At 66.6% G+C, this 18,397-nt stretch carries 17 protein-coding genes and 1 riboswitch; of the genes, 4 read left to right on the forward strand and 13 right to left on the reverse strand.

The features are described 5' to 3' along the window. Positions 1-133 precede the first annotated feature (133 nt). Entirely contained in the window at positions 134-703 is a 570-nt protein-coding gene (locus tag ACSQ3O_RS26790; RefSeq protein WP_436141041.1) for a TMEM165/GDT1 family protein, read from the reverse strand. Between the two features lie 5 nt (positions 704-708). Further along, positions 709-900, reverse strand: a riboswitch (yybP-ykoY riboswitch). 245 nt (positions 901-1,145) lie between these two features. Here ACSQ3O_RS26790 and ACSQ3O_RS26795 point away from each other — a divergent pair. Together ACSQ3O_RS26795 and ACSQ3O_RS26800 are read left to right on the forward strand one after the other, a co-directional pair. Continuing rightward, complete coding sequence (locus ACSQ3O_RS26795) at positions 1,146-1,553, forward strand: RNA recognition motif domain-containing protein (protein WP_108616140.1); 408 nt, start codon at positions 1,146-1,148, stop codon at positions 1,551-1,553. Positions 1,554-1,905: 352 nt separating this feature from the next. Further along, the gene (locus ACSQ3O_RS26800) at positions 1,906-2,439 is read left to right on the forward strand and encodes an RNA recognition motif domain-containing protein (RefSeq protein WP_436141042.1); all 534 of its coding nucleotides are present in this window, start codon (positions 1,906-1,908) and stop codon (positions 2,437-2,439) included. Between the two features lie 278 nt (positions 2,440-2,717). Here ACSQ3O_RS26800 and ACSQ3O_RS26805 read toward each other — a convergent pair whose 3' ends face one another. The 4 genes from ACSQ3O_RS26805 to ACSQ3O_RS26820 form a co-directional block, all read right to left on the reverse strand. Further along, on the reverse strand, positions 2,718-3,494 hold the full coding sequence (locus ACSQ3O_RS26805) for an SDR family oxidoreductase (RefSeq protein ID WP_436141043.1): 777 nt from the start codon (positions 3,492-3,494) through the stop codon (positions 2,718-2,720). 168 nt (positions 3,495-3,662) lie between these two features. Further along, positions 3,663-4,280 (reverse strand): LPS export ABC transporter periplasmic protein LptC, encoded by a 618-nt coding sequence (lptC, locus tag ACSQ3O_RS26810; RefSeq protein ID WP_137745975.1) that lies wholly within the window; start codon positions 4,278-4,280, stop codon positions 3,663-3,665. Beyond that, positions 4,277-4,846, reverse strand: a complete 570-nt coding sequence (locus ACSQ3O_RS26815) for a KdsC family phosphatase (RefSeq protein WP_436141044.1) — start codon at positions 4,844-4,846, stop codon at positions 4,277-4,279. The genes lptC and ACSQ3O_RS26815 overlap by 4 nt, the downstream gene beginning before the upstream one ends. 2 nt (positions 4,847-4,848) lie before the next feature. Continuing rightward, the gene (locus tag ACSQ3O_RS26820; protein WP_298454171.1) at positions 4,849-5,850 is read right to left on the reverse strand and encodes a KpsF/GutQ family sugar-phosphate isomerase; all 1,002 of its coding nucleotides are present in this window, start codon (positions 5,848-5,850) and stop codon (positions 4,849-4,851) included. Positions 5,851-5,975: 125 nt separating this feature from the next. Between ACSQ3O_RS26820 and ACSQ3O_RS26825 the strand changes: the two genes are divergently transcribed. Then, complete coding sequence (locus tag ACSQ3O_RS26825; RefSeq protein ID WP_436141045.1) at positions 5,976-7,961, forward strand: monovalent cation:proton antiporter-2 (CPA2) family protein; 1,986 nt, start codon at positions 5,976-5,978, stop codon at positions 7,959-7,961. Positions 7,962-8,112: 151 nt separating this feature from the next. Here ACSQ3O_RS26825 and ACSQ3O_RS26830 read toward each other — a convergent pair whose 3' ends face one another. Beyond that, positions 8,113-11,166 carry an EAL domain-containing protein gene (locus ACSQ3O_RS26830; protein WP_436141046.1) on the reverse strand — a complete coding sequence of 1,018 codons (3,054 nt, stop codon included), beginning with the start codon at positions 11,164-11,166 and terminating at the stop codon, positions 8,113-8,115. A 203-nt stretch (positions 11,167-11,369) separates the two neighbouring features. On the opposite strand from ACSQ3O_RS26830, the gene ACSQ3O_RS26835 reads away from it, so the two are divergent. Continuing rightward, positions 11,370-11,924 carry an adenine phosphoribosyltransferase gene (locus ACSQ3O_RS26835; RefSeq protein WP_298454178.1) on the forward strand — a complete coding sequence of 185 codons (555 nt, stop codon included), beginning with the start codon at positions 11,370-11,372 and terminating at the stop codon, positions 11,922-11,924. A 100-nt stretch (positions 11,925-12,024) separates the two neighbouring features. Here the strand turns inward: ACSQ3O_RS26835 and ACSQ3O_RS26840 are convergent, their stop codons facing one another. The 7 genes from ACSQ3O_RS26840 to rpmH all read right to left on the reverse strand — a co-directional run bounded on the left by ACSQ3O_RS26840 (position 12,025) and on the right by rpmH (position 17,931). After that, the gene (locus ACSQ3O_RS26840; RefSeq protein WP_436141047.1) at positions 12,025-12,954 is read right to left on the reverse strand and encodes a hypothetical protein; all 930 of its coding nucleotides are present in this window, start codon (positions 12,952-12,954) and stop codon (positions 12,025-12,027) included. A 111-nt stretch (positions 12,955-13,065) separates the two neighbouring features. Next, on the reverse strand, positions 13,066-13,557 hold the full coding sequence (locus ACSQ3O_RS26845) for a Crp/Fnr family transcriptional regulator (RefSeq protein WP_137745968.1): 492 nt from the start codon (positions 13,555-13,557) through the stop codon (positions 13,066-13,068). A 123-nt stretch (positions 13,558-13,680) separates the two neighbouring features. Beyond that, a complete protein-coding gene (mnmE, locus tag ACSQ3O_RS26850) occupies positions 13,681-15,120 on the reverse strand; it encodes a tRNA uridine-5-carboxymethylaminomethyl(34) synthesis GTPase MnmE (protein ID WP_436141048.1) in 1,440 nt (479 codons plus the stop codon). 77 nt (positions 15,121-15,197) lie between these two features. Continuing rightward, positions 15,198-16,904 (reverse strand): membrane protein insertase YidC, encoded by a 1,707-nt coding sequence (gene yidC, locus ACSQ3O_RS26855; RefSeq protein ID WP_436141049.1) that lies wholly within the window; start codon positions 16,902-16,904, stop codon positions 15,198-15,200. Next, entirely contained in the window at positions 16,901-17,197 is a 297-nt protein-coding gene (gene yidD / locus ACSQ3O_RS26860; RefSeq protein WP_137746012.1) for a membrane protein insertion efficiency factor YidD, read from the reverse strand. The genes yidC and yidD overlap by 4 nt, the downstream gene beginning before the upstream one ends. Continuing rightward, a complete protein-coding gene (locus tag ACSQ3O_RS26865; protein WP_436141050.1) occupies positions 17,197-17,724 on the reverse strand; it encodes a ribonuclease P protein component in 528 nt (175 codons plus the stop codon). The genes yidD and ACSQ3O_RS26865 overlap by 1 nt, the downstream gene beginning before the upstream one ends. A 72-nt stretch (positions 17,725-17,796) precedes the next feature. Further along, the gene (gene rpmH / locus ACSQ3O_RS26870) at positions 17,797-17,931 is read right to left on the reverse strand and encodes a 50S ribosomal protein L34 (protein WP_005798102.1); all 135 of its coding nucleotides are present in this window, start codon (positions 17,929-17,931) and stop codon (positions 17,797-17,799) included. Positions 17,932-18,397 lie beyond the last annotated feature (466 nt).

The following is an 18,397-nucleotide window of genomic DNA, read 5'->3' on the forward strand; positions in this document are numbered from 1 at the left end:
GCGTCGCTAAAAACGAGGCCGGGCGGATGTGTCGGACGGGTCTTTAGCAGGATTTATAAAGCGCCCGCAAGCTGTGGCAAATCGGCGCGTTCGGCAAATATACCAAAACCGAAAACGTCGGCCACTGCGTCTGTCAGCTGCTCATGGGCGCAAAGATCGCCAGCAGCCCCAGCACCAGGAAGATCACGGCCGACACCACATGCACCGCGCGGATCGGCACGCGGCGCGTAATACGCTCGCCCAGCCAGACCACGGGCGCGTTGGCGATCATCATCCCGAGCGTGGTGCCCGCCACCACCCACAGGTAGGCGTTGTACTGCGCAGCCAGCATCACGGTGGCAATCTGGGTCTTGTCACCCATCTCGGCCAGGAAGAAAGCGACCACGGTGGTGCCGAACACGCCCCAGCGCGGCGAGCCGTCGGCCTCGCCTTCGTCGAGCTTGTCGGGGATCAGCATCCACACGGCCATCGCGATGAACGACGCGCCCAGGATCCAGCGCAGCACCTGCGGTCCCACGAAGGTAGTGACCCACGCGCCCACAGCCCCGGCCAGGCCGTGGTTGACCAGCGTGGCGACCAGGATGCCGAGCACTATGGGCCAGGGTTTGCGAAAGCGGGCAGCGAGCACCAGCGCCAGAAGCTGCGTCTTGTCGCCCATTTCGGCGAGCGCGACGATGGCGGTAGAGATGAAAAACGGTTCCATGTGGGGGTCCTATCCGGCCGGATGGGTGGAAAACGCATTGACTGCACCCCGACTCCGGCCAAGTGGATCGGTTTGCAGTCAATGGTCTCGCCCAGCTAAAAAGCCGCATACGCCATAGGCCCAACGGGCCCAAGTTTGTTGACGCATGCCCCCGGCGCATTGCACAGCCGGGCGGGCTACTCCCCAAAGACCCCACGATTTTACCCTATGGTTTGCCCGGGGATTGGCTTCAAAACCACGCAAATCGCCTGTTTTGGGGCGTCGGGCCCAGAAATAAACACCCACACTGCCCATAAAGTGATTGATAATGGGTTCGCTTTTCTGCTTGCAGAAGGGCAGCTAACTTAGCGGTGATTGGTCAGTTTCGCGTCTTTGAAGTCGTCACAGGTTTGTTGATTGCGTCGGGCTCCATCGCGTTTTCATGTTTTTTCAGGAGTCCTTCATGGGCAACAAACTCTACGTGGGCAACCTGCCCTATTCCTTCCGCGACCAAGATCTGGAACAAACCTTCAGCCAGTTCGGCTCCGTGGGCAGCGCCAAGGTCATGATGGAACGTGACACCGGCCGCTCCAAGGGTTTCGGCTTTGTCGAAATGGGCAGCGATGCTGAAGCCCAAGCCGCCATCCAAGGCGTGCATGGTCAAAACTTCGGCGGCCGTGACCTCGTGGTCAACGAAGCCCGTCCTATGGAGCCCCGCGCTCCCCGTAGCGGTGGCTTCGGTGGCGGCAATGGTGGCGGCGGTTACGGCGGTGGCCGTAGCGGCGGTGGTGGTGGCTACGGCGGCGGCGGTTACGGCGGTGGCCGTGAAGGCGGCGGTGGCGGCTACGGCGGTGGCCGCGGCGGTTACTAAAAAGACCTTTTCAGCAGGCCCTTGCGCCTGCTGATGGCAAACAAGGAGCCTTCGGGCTCCTTTTTTTATGGCCTATCCCTTCCACAACGGGACCCTTCTTTGACGGGCGCCAACCCCGGCAACGGCCGCGCTTGAAGGTCATTTCTTGCGCGCGCGCAGCATGGGCGCCACAGCGCACATCACCGCTTGCTTTTTCCACAAAAGTGTGGCGCATAATGGGTTGGCGGGGCTTTTTCCTGCTTTCCAAGTTTGCGGTGATCCGTCAGTTTCGCGCTGAGAGCGTCATTGAGATTAGCTGGCTGCGTTTTCGGGACTCCATCGCTTTATCCATGTGTTTTTGAGGAGTCCCTCGATGGGCAACAAACTGTACGTCGGCAACCTGCCTTACTCCGTGCGCGACAGCGATCTGGAACAGGCTTTTGGCCAATTCGGCGCGGTCACCAGTGCCAAGGTCATGATGGAGCGCGACACGGGCCGTTCCAAGGGCTTTGGCTTTGTGGAAATGGGCAGCGACGCAGAAGCCCAGGCAGCCATCAATGGCATGAACGGCCAGCCCCTGGGTGGCCGTTCCATCGTGGTCAATGAAGCCCGTCCCATGGAGCCCCGCCCCCCCCGCAGTGGTGGTTTTGGCGGCGGCGGCGGCGGTGGTGGCGGCTACGGCGGCGGTGGCCGCAGTGGTGGCGGCGGTTACGGCGGTGGCCGTGAAGGCGGCGGTGGTGGCTACGGTGGCGGTGGCCGCGATGGCGGCGGCGGTTACGGTGGTAGCGGCGGCCGCGGCGAAGGCGGTTTCCGCAGCCCCTACGGCTCCGGCTCGCGCAACGGCGGTGGCGGCGGTCGCAATGGTGGTGGTGGTGGCTACGGCGGTGGTGGCAACGGCGGCTACTGAACCTCGCAGATACTGCATTCTTGAAAAAAGCTCCTTCGGGAGCTTTTTTCATGGCGGGGCCGCTTCAGAGTGAAAAACGCGCCCTTGGGGAGCGGGGGCCATCTTCCATGCCACTGCGTGACGAGCTCGAACTCCGTGGTCCCGTCTTCGCAGGGCGGAACGAAACGGCCAATGCCCCCACCGGGCACGGCCCAGCCAGCACTCCCGCGCATGCGGCGCTTTGCTTGCGGACGCCGGGAGCGTTCCCGTCAGCGGGCAGGCGCGAAGCGTCTCAGAGGCTACTCGCCTTCTCGGCGTTTGCGCGGGCGTCCAGCCAGCACCTTGTCGAACACGGCATTGGGCAGCAGGCGCAGCAGCTTGGCCACCACGCCCATCTGCCAGGGGATGACCCGGTAAGTCACACCCGCCGCGATGGCGCGGTAGGCACGGTCAGCAAAATCCCCGGGCTGCATCAGGAAGGGCATGCCGTAGCGGTTCTTCTGGGTCAGCGGCGTGTCGATGTAGCCAGGCGATAGGGTGACCACCCGCACGCCATGCGGGCGCATTTCACCACGCAGGCTTTCGCAATAGCTGATGACGGCCGCCTTGCTGGCGCAATAGGCGCCGTGCCCCGGCAGGCCCCGGATGCCTGCCACGCTGCCGATGCCCACCAGCGTGCCGCTGCCGCGCAGCACCATGCCATCCACAAAGGGCTGGAAGGTGGCGGCCATGCCGATGTTGTTGGTGGCAAAGGTGCGTGCCATCACATCAATATCACCGCGCACGGCGGTGTCCATGCCCACGCTGATGCCGGCATTGGCGATAACCACATCCGGGACGCCCTGGCGTGCCAGGCAGGCCTGGCCTGCGGCCACGATGCTGTCGGTCACTGCCACATCAGCACTATAAATTTCATAGCTATCAGCGCTTATCCCTTGCGCGGTAGCCCATGTTTTCACCTCTTCTGTGCGGCGCGCGGCCAGGGCCAGCCGATAGCCTGCCTGGTGAAAGCGCAGTGCCAGCGCCTGGCCAATGCCGCTGGACGCGCCGGTGATGAAAACAAGGGGTGTGGCCATCTCAGTTATCCGTTGTGCTGTGAATCACCCGAAGCGCGTGAAACTGGCGCGCTCCATGCGCGGGCAGCCGCGCAAGGGCCGCCCCGCCGCGCTGGCTGCGTCCCCCTCCCCCTAGCGCGAAGCGCGTAGAGAGAAGGGGGAAGGCGCGAAGCGACTCAGGGAGTTGTCTCATTTCTTGCCCGGCAGGATCATGCCGCGCACGCGCCCGCGTAATTGCAGCACCTGGTCGAGGTTGTCGTACTCCATGCCATCGGCCGTGAAGCGGTCGTTGCCCCGCGTGAGCGTGACAGGCTGGTCGGACCGCACGCGCTCGGTGTTGGTGAAGGCATGCAGGAACTCGCCACGGAACTCCAGGCGCGGCTGCGCTGGCGCCCCGGGTTTGGCGGGCAGGGGCTCGCGGGTCACAACGGCGTTGCCAAACAGCTGCACCTCCGAGCCATCGGCATTGCTCAACGCACGGTTGGCGGTCGCCACGGTGAGCCGGCCGTCAAGGCCGATCGAGCGCATGCGGACCCGGTCGATCTCCAGCGTGTCCGTGTCGGGGTAGTGCCGCGCTTCAATGCCTTGCACTTCGCTCTGCAGGCGGCCTGTGGCATCGAACGTCTTCACCGAAAAGGACTTCATGAAATAGTCCGGCTGGTGCTTCACGGGCCGGTCGATGGCGGGCAGCTGCGGCATGGGCGCGTTGCGCACCAGCCACCAGGTGCCCAGGGCCAGCAGGCCCATCAGCAGCACGGGCAGGTAGATTGAGAGCTGGTCCCAGCCCTGGCGGATCACACGGATCATGCGGTGTAGTCCGCCAGCAGTGCGGCATAGCGGCCCGTGGCCACCAGCAGCAGGTCGCACAGCTCACGCGCCGCACCGTCGCCCCCGCGCGCCTGGGTCACGAAATGGGCCGCGTGGCGCACCTCGGTCTGGGCGTTGGCAGGTGCGCACGCAAACGCGCTGCGGCGCATGACGGGCAGGTCGGGCCAGTCGTCGCCCATGGCCGCCGCCTGCGCCCAGGTCAGGCCCAGGGTGGCCAACATCTGCTCGGCGGCAGGGCGTTTGTCTTCGGTGCCGAACACCGCGTGCTCCACGCCCAGGGCCTTGAGGCGCACACGCAGCGGAGCGGAGTCGCGGCCGGTGATCACGGCGGGGGTGATGCCTGCTTTTTGCAGCAGCTTGAGACCGTGGCCGTCCAGCGTGTTGAAGCGCTTGATCGTCTCGCCCGCTTCGCTGAAGTACAGGCCGCCGTCGGTGAGCACCCCGTCCACGTCGAAAAAGGCCACGCGCACGCCCTGGGCGCGCAGCAGCAGCTCAGGGTCGATCTGCAGGGCGGGGGAGGAAGAGGTCTGCGAAGACTGCGCCATCGTCAGATCACCTTCGCGCGCATCAAGTCGCCGATGTGCACCACCCCCACCAGCACACCCGCTGCGTCCAGCACCAGCACGCTGGTAATGGCGTGGGCTTCCATCATCTCAGCGGCGTCCACAGCCAGCGCGTCGGGGGCAATCCGGCGCGGACTGGGGTGCATGACCTGGGCAGCCGTGGCTGTGCGCAGGTCGGCCCCGGCCTCGATGCGGCGGCGCAGGTCGCCGTCGGTGAAGATGCCCAGCACCTGCCCGGCGGCATCGACGATGGCCGAGGCGCCCAGGCCCTTGGCGCTCATCTCGCGCATGAGGTCGCTGAACGAGGCGTCAGGCGCCACGCGCGGCACTTCGGTGCCCGAGCGCATCACGTCGCTCACATGGGTGAGCAGCTTGCGGCCCAGTGCACCGCCGGGGTGCGACCGGGCAAAGTCTTCGGGGCGGAAGCCCCGGGCGTCCAGCAGGGCCACGGCCAGCGCGTCGCCCATGGCCAGCTGGGCCGTGGTGCTGGCGGTGGGGGCCAGGTTCAAGGGGCAGGCCTCGCGCTCCACGCTGCAGTCGAGCACCAGGTCGGCATAACGCGCCAGCGTGGACTGCAAACCGCCCGTCATGGCGATCAGGGGTGCGCCCAGGCGCCGCAGCACGGGCAGGATGGCTGTGAGTTCACCGCTTTCGCCGCTGTTCGAGATGGCCAGCACCAGGTCGTCGCCCGTGACCATGCCCAGGTCGCCATGGCTGGCTTCGGCGGGGTGCACAAAAAACGCGGGGGTGCCGGTGGAAGCGAGCGTGGCAGCAATCTTGCGGCCCACATGGCCGCTTTTGCCCATGCCCATCACCACCACGCGGCCCCGGGCCTGCAGCACCATCTGCACGGCCTGGGCAAACACCGCATCCACACGGGCGGACAGGCCCGCCAGGGCCGCAGCCTCGATGTCGAAGGTTTCGCGGGCCAGGCGCAGGGCCTGGTCGGCATCAAAAGGGGGCAGCGCGGCGGGGGCGGGAGTCATCCGGGGATTCTATCGACCGGGCATGCCGGGCGGGCCCTGCTGGCGGGATGCCCTCTGGCACAGACCGTGCATCGCCTGCAGAAAACACCATTGCTGGCGCACAAGCCTCGGATAGCATCGAAGCCATGTCTTCTCTCGCCCTCACACTGCTTTACCTGCTGGCCGCGGTGCTGGGCGTGGTGACCTGCCGCAGCCTCAAGCTGCCGCCCATGCTGGGCTACCTGGCGGCCGGGGTGCTCATCGGGCCACATGCGCTGGCGCTGGCGCAAAACTCCGAAGGCGTGCGCCACCTGGGCGAGTTTGGCGTGGTGTTCCTGATGTTTGCCATCGGGCTGGAGTTCAGCCTGCCCAAGCTGCGCGCCATGCGCAAGCAGGTGTTTGGCCTGGGGCTGATGCAGGTGGTGCTGACGATGGCCGTCGTGTCTGGCCTGGCGCTGGTGCTGTCGCGCTGGGCGGGCGGGGTGTGGGACATGGGCTGGCAGACAGCGCTGGCGCTGTCGGGGGTGATGGCCATGAGCAGCACAGCGATTGTGGTCAAGCTGATGTCCGAGCGCGCCGAGCTGGAAAGCGAACACGGCCGGCGGGTGATGGGCATCCTGCTGTTTCAGGACCTGGCCGTGGTGCCGCTGCTGGTGCTGATCCCGGCCCTGGGATCGTCGCCCGACCAGCTGCTGACCTCGCTGGGCTGGGCGCTGATCAAGGCCACGGTGCTGGTGGGGCTGCTGCTTACGGGCGGCCAGCGGGTGATGCGCTGGTGGCTCACGCTGGTGGCGCGGCGCAAGAGCGACGAGCTGTTCATGCTCAACCTGCTGCTGATCACGCTGGGGCTGGCCTGGCTGACCGAGGTGGCGGGCCTGAGCCTGGCGCTGGGCGCCTTCATTGCCGGGGTGCTGGTGTCCGAGACGGAGTACAAGCACCAGGTGGGCACGGACATCCGGCCCTTCCACGACGTGCTGCTGGGCCTCTTCTTCATCACCATCGGGATGATGCTGGACTGGCACATCCTGGTGGACCGCTGGGCGCTGGTGCTGGCGCTGCTGGTGGTGCCGCTGGTGCTCAAGCTCTTGATCATCCTGGTGCTGGCGCGCGGCATGGGCGCCACCACCGGCGTGGCGCTGCGCACGGGGCTGTACCTGGCGCAAGCGGGCGAGTTCGGTTTTGTGCTGCTGTCGCTCACTCAGGGCAATGGCCTGGTGCAGCCCGCGCTGATGAACCCCATCCTTGCAGCCATGGTGCTGTCGATGCTGGCCACGCCTTTCCTCATCATGTACAGCAACCGCATCGTGATGAAGCTGGTGGCCAGCGACTGGCTGCAGCAGTCGCTGCAGATGACGTCGATTGCGCGCAAGTCCATCAATACCAGCAAGCACGTGATCATCTGCGGCTACGGCCGCTGCGGACAGAACCTGGCGCGCATGCTGGAGCACGAGGGCATCCCCTACATGGCGCTGGACCTGGACCCGGACCGCGTGCGCCAGGCCGCTGCGGCGGGCGATTCGGTGGTGTATGGCGACGCCACCCGCCTGCAGGCGCTGATGGCCGCCGGCCTGGTGCGTGCGAGCGCCGTGGCCGTGACCTACATCGACGTGCCCGCAGCCCTGAAGGTGCTGGCCAACGCGCGCTCGCATGCGCCCCAGGTGCCCGTGGTGGTGCGCACGCAGGACGACGCCAACCTGGACAAACTGCAGGAGGCAGGCGCGACCGAGGTGGTGCCCGAAGCCATCGAAGGCTCGCTGATGCTGGCCAGCCACGCGCTGGCCCTGGTGGGTGTGCCCATGCGCCGCGTGCTGCGCCTGGTGCAGGACCAGCGCGACGCGCGCTACAACCTGCTGCGCGGCTACTTCCACGGCGCCGACGACGACACGGCCCACGAGCGCGACCAGGAGCGCCTGTCCACGCTGAACCTGCCGCCGGGTGCTACGGCCCTGGGCCGCAGCCTGGGCCAGCTGGCCCTGCCAGCGATGGGTGTGCGCGTGGTCAACCTGCGGCGCGGCAACGGCCACATGAGCGCGGCGGTGGACGAGGCCCTGCTGGCCGAAGGCGACACGCTGGTGCTGTCGGGCCACCCGGCGGCGCTCGCGCTGGCGGAGGACAAGCTGCTCAAAGGGTGATCCCCCTGAGCGGCCCTCGCTGCAGGGCGGCCGTTGCTTGGCCGTGCTGGCCTGCGAGGGGTGCCAGTTGCAGAGCGCGTACCGAATACTGAATAAAAATCGGCCTTACCGCTCGTCCATCAAGCCTTTATAGCTATATATTTGATAGCAATCAAAGCAGAGCGACAGGGCCGGGCCGCCCGAACAGGTAGCCCTGGAAGCGTTTGCAGCCGTTGCGCAGCAAAAACGCGCGCTGGCCTTCGGTTTCCACGCCCTCGGCCACCACGTCCAGCGCCAGGCTGTGGGCCAGGGTGATGATGGTGCAGGCGATGGCGGCGTCGTTGGGGTCGGTGAGCACGTCGCGCACAAAGCTCTGGTCGATCTTGAGCTGGTCCAGCGGCAGGCGCTTGAGGTAGCTCAGCGATGAATAACCGGTGCCGAAGTCGTCCAGCGAAAAACCCACGCCCAGCGTGCGCAGGGCCTGCATCTTGAGGATGCTGTCCTCCACGTCGTGCAGCAGCAGGCTTTCGGTGAGTTCCAGCTTGAGCCGCCGCGCATCCGCGCCCGAGTCGCGCAGTACGGCCAGCACGTCCTGCACAAAGTCGCTCTGGCGGAATTCCTGCGCACTCACGTTCACGGACAAGGTCCAGTCCGCCTTGGCGGGGTCGGCCGCCCACAGCGCAAGCTGGTGGCAGGCCATGGCCAGCACCTGTCGCCCCAGGGGCAGGATGAGGCCGGTCTGTTCGGCCAGCGGGATGAAGTCGGCCGGCGACACCATGCCGCGCTGCGGGTGGTTCCAGCGCACCAGGGCTTCGGCGCCCAGCAACTGGCCCGTTTCGTCCACCACCGGCTGGTAGTGCAGCAGGAATTCGGTGCGCGCCAGCCCCAGGCGGATGTCGCCCTCCAGCGCCGAGCGCGCCGACGCCGCCGCCTGCATGGCGGGGTCGAAAAAACACAGCGTGTTGCGCCCCTGGGCCTTGGCCTGGTACATGGCCAGGTCGGCGCGCTTTAGCAGTTCCTGCACCGGCTGTTGCGCGTCCAGGAACAGCGCGATGCCGATGCTGGGCGTGCTGTGCATCTCGCAGCCCTCGACCTGGTAGGGCTGGTTGAGCGCGACCAGCACTTTCTGCGCCACTGCTTCGGCCTCGGCAGCGGCCTCTGCCTCTTCGGTGTGCAGGCCTTCGATCACCACCACAAACTCGTCGCCCCCCAGGCGCGCCACGGTGTCGGTGGCGCGCACGCAGGCGCTCACGCGGGCGCCCACCTGCACCAGCAGCCGGTCGCCCCATTCGTGACCCATGGTGTCGTTGATGCCCTTGAAGTTGTCCAGGTCGAGGAACAACAGGGCCCCATGGTTGCCCTCGCGGGTGCTGGCGGCCACGGCGCGCTCCAGCCGGTCCATCAGCAGGCGCCGGTTGGGCAGGCCGGTGAGTTCGTCGTAAAACGCCAGGCGCTGGATCTGGGCCTCGGCCAGCTTGCGCTCGGTGATGTCGCGCGCCACGCCCCGGTAGCCGGTGAAGGTGCCTTCGGCATCGAAGATGGGCTCGCCGCTGATCGACACCCAGATCGGCTGGCCGTCGTGGGTCACCCGCTGCATCTCGAAGTCGTGGAACACCTGGTGCGCCTCCAGCAGCGCGCGGTGGTCGCGCCACTGGCCTTCGTCCACAAAGGTGTCGGGCAGCTCCCAGCGCGTGAGGCCGTAGTGCACCTCGTCGGGCACGCCGGTTTTCTGCTGGGCATTGCCGTCCAGCCGCACAAAGCGGAACTCCGCGTCCTGCTCCCAGTACCAGTCGGAGGAGAGGTGCGTGAGGCTGCGCCAGCGCGCCTCGCTCAGGCGCAGGGCCTCCAGGGTGCTGAGGTAGTCGGTCACGTCGGTGAAGGTGCGCACCCGGCCGCCGGGCTCCAGCGCGCGCGTGCGCACCTCGATGTAGCGGCCGTTGTGTGTGCGCCGCACGTAGGAGTCGGGCATGGTCAGCTGACCGCCATGGGCCGCGTACTCCGAGGCCACGTAGTTGCGCGCCATGGGCTCGATGAGCTGGAACTGCGGCCCGAAGTCGCCGCGCTCGGTCTGGTAGCGCACCACGTCCTCCACCTTGGGCTGGCTGGCCAGCAGCGCCTCAGGCAGGTCGAGCAGCTCCAGGTAGCGCCGGTTGTAGACGCGGATCCGCCCCTCGGCATCCACGTTGGTGATGCCCTGGGAAATGTTGGCCAGCGTGACCTCCAGCGCCCGGGTTTTTTCGCCCAGCAGGGCGCTGGTGCGCAGCAGCTCGGCCTCGACCGCGCTGCGGGCCAGTTCAGCGCGGCGTGCGGTCTCCAGCTGGCCCACGGTGTTGAGCAGGGGCTGCAGGAATTGCACATCCGCCTGCGAGTACCCCTCGCTGCGGTTCGCCAGGCCGACCATGGCCACCAGCTCGCCCGCCGCGTGGATGGGCAGGCCCAGGTAGGTGCGCAGCACGGGGTGGCCCGGCGGGGTGCCTGCAGCGCGCGGGTCGTGGCACGCGTCGTTGCTGATGACCGGCTCGCCAGAGACCAGGGCCGCGCCCACCAGCGAATGCAGGCTGTCGAACACCATGCCCTCCTCGGCGTGCTGCGCATACAGCGCACGGGAGGCGGCGTCCCAACTGATGTCGGTCATGGCGTGGACCCGCAGGAACGGGTGTCCGTCCGGCGCGCGCTGCACCTGGCCCACCAGGCCAAATGCGCTCTGGCTGAGGAACATCAGTTCTTCCAGCAGGGCCTCGAACGCCGCCCGGGGCCCGGAGCTGGCAATGAACATGCCCTGGGCGCGCGAGATGGCCTGCAGCAGCCGGTGCTGGCGCGCCAGCATGGCCTCTGCCGCGAGGCGGGCGCGGGCGCCGGTGCTGCGTTCAAGCACCGCGTCGATCTGCGCGGGCAGCGTGAGCAGGTAGTCCAGGGCTGCATCCTGCACGGCAAAGTCGTCAAACCCATGCCGCATGGCCTGCGCCGCGTGGGTTTCGGCCCCCATGCGCACGATGATGATGGCGGGCACACCCTGCAGCAACTGCAGCAGGTCATAGGCCGCGCCACCCAGGGTGCTCTGGGCCACCAGCACCACGTCGGGCCGGTGCTGCTGCAAGAATGCCCGTGCTTCCGCCAGCGAGGCGCGGGCTTCCACCTGCCAGCCCGACCAGGGGTCTGCCAATGCGCCCACTACCGCCTGGGCATGGGAGTGGTCGCTTTCAATCAGCAGGATGGAGATGGGCATGGGCCAATCTTCTGTGGGGGGCGCCGCCTGCAATGCAGCCGTGCCGTGGGGTGTAACAGCAGTGAAACATTATGGGGGCTGACGGCGGCCCCGGGAGCGCAGAAAAGTGCACGCAGGCGGCTGATTACACTTCAGCCCTTCGCGCGGGAAAGCCGTTGTCCGGCGCCCCACGCCCGCGCCCCTTGATCCCCCTCTCTTTTCCCATGCAGCCACTCAGCGTCAACGATTACCTCCGCCAGCACATCCGCACCGTGCCCGACTGGCCCGCGCCCGGCGTGCAGTTCCGCGACATCACCCCGCTGCTGCAGGACCCCAAGGTGTTCCGCGTGCTCATCGACGCCTTCGTGCACCGCTACATGGACAAGGCCCTGCGCCCCGACGTGGTGGCCGGGCTGGATGCGCGCGGCTTCATCCTGGGCGCCGTGGTGGCCTATGAACTCAATGTGGGCTTCGTGCCCATCCGCAAGAAGGGCAAGCTGCCTTTCACCACGGTCGAGGAAACCTATGAGCTGGAGTACGGCAGCGCCACCGTGGAGCTGCACACCGACGCCGTGAAGGCCGGTGACCGCGTGCTGCTGATCGACGACCTCATCGCCACCGGCGGCACCATGATGGCGGGCAAGAAGTTGCTCGAAAAACTGGGCGCCACGGTGACCGAAGGCGCCGCCATCGTGGACCTGCCCGAGCTGGGTGGCTCCGACCGCCTGCGCGAATCGGGCCTGCCGCTGTACACGCTGGTGGATTTCGCAGGGCACTGAGGCGCCAGCCGGTTCGCCGCGCCTCCCGGACTTTCGACGCCTCAGGTAAAAAAGAAGCCCTCTGCATGGAGGGCTTCTTGCTTGGAGGGAGCGGTGATGCTCAGCGCAGCTCGCCGTACTGGGTGCTGCTCAGGTCGGGCGAAGGGCTGTCGGCCCCCGGCATTTCGGTGTCTTCAAAACCGGTGGGCTGCGACGGGGGCAACAGCGGCCCGGAGCGCACGGGCACACCTGGCTTGGCGGCCGCTGCCGGGGCGGCTGTGGCGCCTGCGGCGTTGGCCAATGCACGCTTGAAGGCGGCCACCTCGTCGGCCTCGATGGGTTCGAACCGGGGCGCCGGGCGCTGCTCGCCCACGGGCGCGGCCACCGGGGGCCGGGTCGGCGCGGCAGCCACCACGGGCGCAGCAGGGCGCACGGGGGCAGCCGGAGCAGGGGCGGCAGGTGCCGGTGCCTGGATCACGGGCAAGACCGGGGCGGCTGGCGCCACCGGCGCCGCAGCGGCCACCGGGGGCCGGCGCACGGCCGCCGCCACGGGCGCGGCCGACACGGGCAGCGCGGCCCCCTGGGGTGCCACGCCTTTCTGCGGAATGCCCACGGCCACATGGTCGTTGATGCGCCAGTACACGGCCGTCACCAGGATGTCGTAGCGGGTCTTGGCGGTCTGGGCGATCAGCGCCTCGATTTCGGACAGGCGCACGGTCTCGCCGCCGTATTCGCGCGCCAGGTCCATCATCACCAGGAACTGGCGACCGCGCTGGTCCAGCGACAGCACCTTGAATTTGTAGCTGGCAGACAGCACCCCGGCGCGCACCATGGCATCACGCACCACGGTGTAGAGCAGCTCGCGGCGCTCCATGCGCTCGTTCTTGCGGTTGGCGGCGTGTTCGGGAGGAGGGGGCTCGACCAGGGGTTTACCCATGCGGCCGGGGTGGAGCGGCACGGTGGCGTCAGCATTCAACAGACCCGACGGTTCTGCGGCTGGCCGGGGCTTGGGGGGGGCGGGTTTACGGCTGAACCAGCTGAACAGGGACATGGCTTGCTTTCTTCGGATGGTGCCTGGACAAAATCCAAATCGAGTGTAACTTGCTGTACCCCTCGCAGAGCCCCGAACAAGCCCGCAAACCCCGGGTCTCCGGGGTGCCTGTCAGGTGGCCGCAACGCGGCGGCGGCGGTTGCCCAGGCGCTTGGCCAGCACAGCCCCTGCGGCCATCGCCAAACCCAGGGCAATGGCGGGCTGGCGGTTGGTCAGTTCGGTGAATCGGATGGCCGTGAGGCTCCAGAGCTTGCAGGGCGCGCTGGCCTGCACGGTGGCGCTGCGTGCGCGGTGCGAAAAGAATGCGCCTTCGCCCACCACGGAGCCCGCGCCCACAATGGCCAGACGCAGGCGCTCTTTTTCATCCTGGTAGTGCACGCTCAGGTTGCCGCTTTCCACCAGATAGAGGGTGCGGTCTGTAGCGCCCTGGCTGAAAAGCACCTGCCCGGCGGGCAGAACCACCGGCAGCAGGTAGGACGAGAGCACATCCCATTGGGCAGGGGAGAGGGGGTTGGTCATGCTGTCGTCTGCGGTAGTTTGCGCAATGGCGTCCAGCAACCCTTTCAGGTCAACCTTGATGGCAGCAGGGGTGGGTGCATTCATGATGCGTCGAAAGTACCGTTGTTACAGAGCTGACACAAGCGCTGTTTACGTCCGTTTACAACATAAGCGACAGGCGGCGGCATGGGCGCTCCGGCCGGGCGCCTCGAGTCCATTCTCTGTTTTCTATTTGCCAATGCAGAAGCTGGAGAAGATCACGCCCAGCAGGTCGTCGGAGCTGAACTCGCCGGTGATGGCGCTCAGGGCGTTCTGGGCCAGGCGCAGCTCCTCGGCCAGCAGATCGAGGGCCGGGCCCTGGGCCTGCAGCTGGTCGGCGGCCTCCTGCAGGTGGGCCGACACGGCACGCAGCGCCTCGATGTGGCGGGCGCGCGCAATGTAGAGACCTTCGGGCGCCGACTGCCAGCCCGCCACCTCCAGCAGGATGCGCCGCAGGCCATCCAGCCCCTCGCCTGTGCGTGCGGACAGCCAAACGCCCGGCCGGGTATCGGCGCTCCCGGCCCCTCCTGCGGTGGGGATCACCGCCGCCGGGGCGCGGTCCAGCTTGTTCCAGACATCGATCACCGGGATGGTTTGAGGCAGTTTCTGGGCCAGTGCGCGCGCTATGTCTGCCTCAGAAGCTATGTATTCAATAGCATCCTGGCGCGACAGATCGTGCAGGAACAACACCGCATCGGCCCCCGCGATCTCGTCCCAGGCGCGGGCGATGCCGATGCGCTCCACCTCGTCCTCGCTGTCGCGCAGGCCGGCGGTGTCGATGATGTGCAGGGGCACCCCCTCGATCTGGATGGTCTGCTGCACCTTGTCGCGCGTGGTGCCAGCAATCGGTGTGACGATGGCCAGCTCGGCGCCCGCCAGCGCATTGAGCAGCGAGCTTTTGCCCGCATTGGGCTGGCCCGCAATCACCACCTTGATGCCTTCGCGCAGCAAAGCGCCCTGGCGCGCGCGCTGCATCACCAAGGCCAAGGTTTGCTGCAGATTCGATAGCTGGCCGTGCGCATCCGCCTTGCGCAGGAAGTCGATTTCTTCCTCCGGGAAGTCGAGCGTGGCCTCTACCAGCATGCGCAGGTGGATGAGCGCGTCGCGCAGGCTGTGGATTTCGGCGGAGAACGCGCCGGTCAACGAGCGGCTGGCGCTGCGGGCGGCAGCCTCCGTGCTGGCGTCGATCAGGTCGGCAATCGCCTCGGCCTGGGCCAGGTCGATCTTGTCATTCAGGAAAGCCCGTTCGGTGAACTCACCGGGCTGGGCCACGCGCAGGCCCGGCAGGCAGGGCTGGCCCGTGGCCGGGTCCGTGGCGGTGCCCGCCTCCAGGCAGCGCGCCAGCAGCAGCTGCAGCACCACAGGGCCGCCGTGGGCCTGCAGCTCCAGCACGTCCTCGCCGGTGTAGCTGTGCGGGCCGGGGAAGTACAGCGCCAGCCCCTGGTCGATGGCCTGGCCCTGCGCATCCCGAAAGGGCAGGTAGGTGGCCTCGCGCGGCTTGAGGGTGCGGCCGCACAGCGCCTGCACCAGGGCCTCCAGCCCTTTGCCCGACACCCGCACGATGCCGACGGCACCACGCCCCGGTGCAGTGGCAATGGCGACGATGGGGTCATGGTGGCGGGCAAGCATGGTGGGACTGTACAGGGTGGAAGGAAACGAAAAAGGCCGCTTGCGCGGCCTTTCAGGGGTCAGTGATCAGGCTGCGATCACTTGAAGCTGGGCAGGTTGAACTGCGGTGGCACGCCCATGCGCGTGTTGATGATCCACTGCTGTGCAATCGACAGGATGTTGTTCGTCAGCCAGTACAGCACCAGGCCGGCCGGGAAGAAGAAGAACATCACGCTGAAGATCAGCGGCATGAACCACATCATCTTGGCCTGCATTGGGTCCGGTGGCGCGGGGTTCAGGGCCGTCTGCAACAGCGAGGACAGCGTCATCAGCAGCGGCAGGATGAAGAACGGGTCCGGGGCCGACAGATCGTGGATCCAGCCAATCCAGGGCGCGTTGCGCATCTCGACGCTGGACAGCAGCACCCAGTACAGCGCAATGAACACGGGGATCTGGATCATGATGGGGAAGCAGCCGCCCATGGGGTTGACCTTTTCCTCGCGGTAAATGCGCATCATCTCCTGCTGCATCTGCTGCGGCTTGTCCTTCAGGCGCTCGCGCATCTCCATGATCTTGGGGTTGATGGCCTTCATCTTGGCCATGCTGGCGTAGGCCTTGGCATTGAGCCAGTAGAACGCGATCTTGAGCAGCAACACCAGCGCCACGATGGACCAACCCCAGTTGTTCAAGAGCTTGTGCAGCTGGTCCAGCAACCAGTACAGCGGCTTGGACAGGATGGTGAGCCAGCCGTAGTCCTTGACCAGCTCAAGGCCAGGGTACAGCTTTTCCATCATGGTCTCGACCTGCGGGCCGGCGAACAGGCGCGCGTCGATGGTCTTCGTGGTGCCCGGCTCGATGGTGCCGAGGGAGGTCAGCATGCCCACGGAGTACAGGTTGGTGTCCACCTTGCGGGTGAAGGGCTCGCGTTGCACGCCGTCGGCCAGCAGCCATGCGGTGGCGAAATAGTGCTGCACCATGGCCACGTAGCCATTGGCCGAGTCCTTGGGAATGTCGATCTTGCCGTTTTCGATGTCCTTGAACTCGATCTTCTGGTACTTCTTGGCTTCGGTGAAAATCGCCGGGCCGGTGAAGGTGGAGTAGAACGACGACTCGCCTGGCGGCTTGTTGCCGTCGCGCACCAGTTGCAGATAGAGCTGGGGCGACACGGCGACGCTGCCGGTGTTGACGATGTCGTGCTTGACGGCGATGTCATAGCCGCCACGCTTGATGGTCCAGGTCTTGACCAGCTTCACGCCGCCCTGGTCGGGCGACTCGAAACGGATGCTCAGCTCATCCTGCCCGTCCTTGAGTTCACGCGGGCCAGGCACGGCCGTCATTGGCGTCTTGTGTGTGGGGAAGGTGCCGCCCACCAGGCCCGTCTGCGCCACGTAAACGCGCTGGGCGCTCTCGTCCAGCAGCAGGAAGTTGCGCGCCTTGTCGGTCATGTCGGCGTGCTTGAGCAGCTCGGCCTGCGTGAGCGAGCCGCCTTCGCTGTCGAACACCAGGCGGTACAGGTCGGTCTTGACCTCGATGCGCTCACGCTTGGTGGGCGCGGCCGCTGCGGCTGGCTGGCCGGGCACCGCTGCTGCGCCTTGAGCAACCGCAGTGGCTGCGGGCACGCTGGTGGCTGGCACGCTGGCGGCCCCAGCCGCGCTGGACGCTGCACCGGCAGCGGGTGCCGTCACGGCGGGCGTGGTCGGGAAAAACGTGGCCTTGTTGCCGTTGTGCAGTTGCCACTTGTCCCACAGCAGAACCATGGAAAAGCCAAAAATCACCCACAAGATGGTGCGGCGAATGTCGTTCATGAAGACTTCTTTGGTGAGGGTGGTTGGGTGGTGGAGGATTGTTGCAGCCGCGAAAAAAGCCTCATGCCGCGCGGCAGTTCTCGGGGGACCGGATCGTGGCCCCCATCACACCAGGGGTGGCAGCGTACCAGCCTGCGCACCGTGAGATAGCTGCCTGCCGCCGCGCCATGCAATTCCAGCGCCTGCAGCGAATAGACCGAGCAGGTGGGTTCGAACCGGCAAGCCGAGCCCAGCCAGGGGCTGAGGAACAGCCGGTAGCCCTTGACCACGCCCATCAGCAGGCGCTGCATGATCATGGCGCCACCTCGTGTGCGGTCACCCGCTCGGCTGTCTGCGGGGCCACAGCCGGGGCGGGCGAAGCAGCTGATGCGCCACCCGCACGCCGTGCGGCGTGGCCGAACAGCTGCAGCAGCTCTGCACGCACGGCCTGCTTGAGCTGGTCGGACGTGGCGCTCACGAACTGCTTGCGGTCAAACGCCGTGCGCAGACGCACCACATGGGCCGCCTGGGGCAAGCGCGCTTCAAAAGCTGCGCCCACGGTGTAGACCTGCCGCTTAATGGTGTTGCGCGTCACGGCACGGCGCGCCCAGCGCTTGGGCACCATTGCACCCAGCCAGACATCCGGCACGGCAAACAGGGCCTGCGGTCCTTGCGTTGACGGCAAGGAACCGGGCCCTGTGGGTGCAGCACTGGCGGGATTGGCAGCGGCGCTGCCAGCAGCGTCCAGCACCAGACGGTGCAACGCGAAATGCGCTGTGCGGGAGACGGTGCCCCCTGCCATGGCAGCCTGGAACTGCGGACGGGTTTTCAGCCGTTGCATGCAGGCACCCCGTTTGAAACCTGACGGTACAAACCGAGGCTGACGGGGAGCAGGCCGTAGACCGGGACGGCCTTAGACGGCCAGGCGCTTGCGGCCCTTGGCGCGGCGTGCGTTGATAACGGCACGGCCGCCGCGGGTCTTCATACGGACGAGGAAACCGTGGGTGCGCGCGCGGCGCGTCTTGGAAGGCTGGTAAGTACGTTTCATGGTCTATTCCTTGAGGTTCAGTTCCGGACTGCTGCTCCTGAACCCCTGCTTCACTCTGCTGGATACCAGCTGAATAAAAGCAGAAATAACGGCGCGCCGGGTCAAATCACCCTGAACACATTCAGGGAAACCCAAAATTATCGCAGGCTTGTTGCCCTCTGGCAATGCCTTTCGGCGGGCAAGCCCATACAGATGCCGCCTTCGGGGGCCGCCGCCAGGCCGTTGCGCCCCTTGTTCAGGGCGCTCCCGGAAACAGAATTCCAAGTTTTCCACACCCCGGCGCAGCAGCCAGGCAACCCCGGAATCCCCCGATGACAACCGCCGCCAGAATGTGGATAACTCCTTGACAAGCTACAATCCGCCGCCCAGCACCGTTCCTCCTATCCACAACAAGAATCCCCGATAAATGACCGAGGAACCCACCCGTAGCGCCCAGCCATCGCCCGGCGCCGATGCCGGCCAAGGC

This window comes from Acidovorax sp. LjRoot74, assembly GCF_964254355.1.
GTDB lineage: Bacteria > Pseudomonadota > Gammaproteobacteria > Burkholderiales > Burkholderiaceae_C > Acidovorax.

What these genes read in the sequence shown, in the direction of transcription:
- ACSQ3O_RS26790 (WP_436141041.1), bottom strand. Translation starts at nt 703, where the DNA reads ATGGAACCGTTTTTCATCTCTACCGCCATCGTCGCGCTCGCCGAAATG.
- ACSQ3O_RS26795 (WP_108616140.1), top strand. Translation starts at nt 1,146, where the DNA reads ATGGGCAACAAACTCTACGTGGGCAACCTGCCCTATTCCTTCCGCGAC.
- ACSQ3O_RS26800 (WP_436141042.1), top strand. Translation starts at nt 1,906, where the DNA reads ATGGGCAACAAACTGTACGTCGGCAACCTGCCTTACTCCGTGCGCGAC.
- ACSQ3O_RS26805 (WP_436141043.1), bottom strand. Translation starts at nt 3,494, where the DNA reads ATGGCCACACCCCTTGTTTTCATCACCGGCGCGTCCAGCGGCATTGGC.
- lptC (WP_137745975.1), bottom strand. Translation starts at nt 4,280, where the DNA reads ATGATCCGTGTGATCCGCCAGGGCTGGGACCAGCTCTCAATCTACCTG.
- ACSQ3O_RS26815 (WP_436141044.1), bottom strand. Translation starts at nt 4,846, where the DNA reads ATGGCGCAGTCTTCGCAGACCTCTTCCTCCCCCGCCCTGCAGATCGAC.
- ACSQ3O_RS26820 (WP_298454171.1), bottom strand. Translation starts at nt 5,850, where the DNA reads ATGACTCCCGCCCCCGCCGCGCTGCCCCCTTTTGATGCCGACCAGGCC.
- ACSQ3O_RS26825 (WP_436141045.1), top strand. Translation starts at nt 5,976, where the DNA reads ATGTCTTCTCTCGCCCTCACACTGCTTTACCTGCTGGCCGCGGTGCTG.
- ACSQ3O_RS26830 (WP_436141046.1), bottom strand. Translation starts at nt 11,166, where the DNA reads ATGCCCATCTCCATCCTGCTGATTGAAAGCGACCACTCCCATGCCCAG.
- ACSQ3O_RS26835 (WP_298454178.1), top strand. Translation starts at nt 11,370, where the DNA reads ATGCAGCCACTCAGCGTCAACGATTACCTCCGCCAGCACATCCGCACC.
- ACSQ3O_RS26840 (WP_436141047.1), bottom strand. Translation starts at nt 12,954, where the DNA reads ATGTCCCTGTTCAGCTGGTTCAGCCGTAAACCCGCCCCCCCCAAGCCC.
- ACSQ3O_RS26845 (WP_137745968.1), bottom strand. Translation starts at nt 13,557, where the DNA reads ATGAATGCACCCACCCCTGCTGCCATCAAGGTTGACCTGAAAGGGTTG.
- mnmE (WP_436141048.1), bottom strand. Translation starts at nt 15,120, where the DNA reads ATGCTTGCCCGCCACCATGACCCCATCGTCGCCATTGCCACTGCACCG.
- yidC (WP_436141049.1), bottom strand. Translation starts at nt 16,904, where the DNA reads ATGAACGACATTCGCCGCACCATCTTGTGGGTGATTTTTGGCTTTTCC.
- ACSQ3O_RS26865 (WP_436141050.1), bottom strand. Translation starts at nt 17,724, where the DNA reads ATGCAACGGCTGAAAACCCGTCCGCAGTTCCAGGCTGCCATGGCAGGG.
- rpmH (WP_005798102.1), bottom strand. Translation starts at nt 17,931, where the DNA reads ATGAAACGTACTTACCAGCCTTCCAAGACGCGCCGCGCGCGCACCCAC.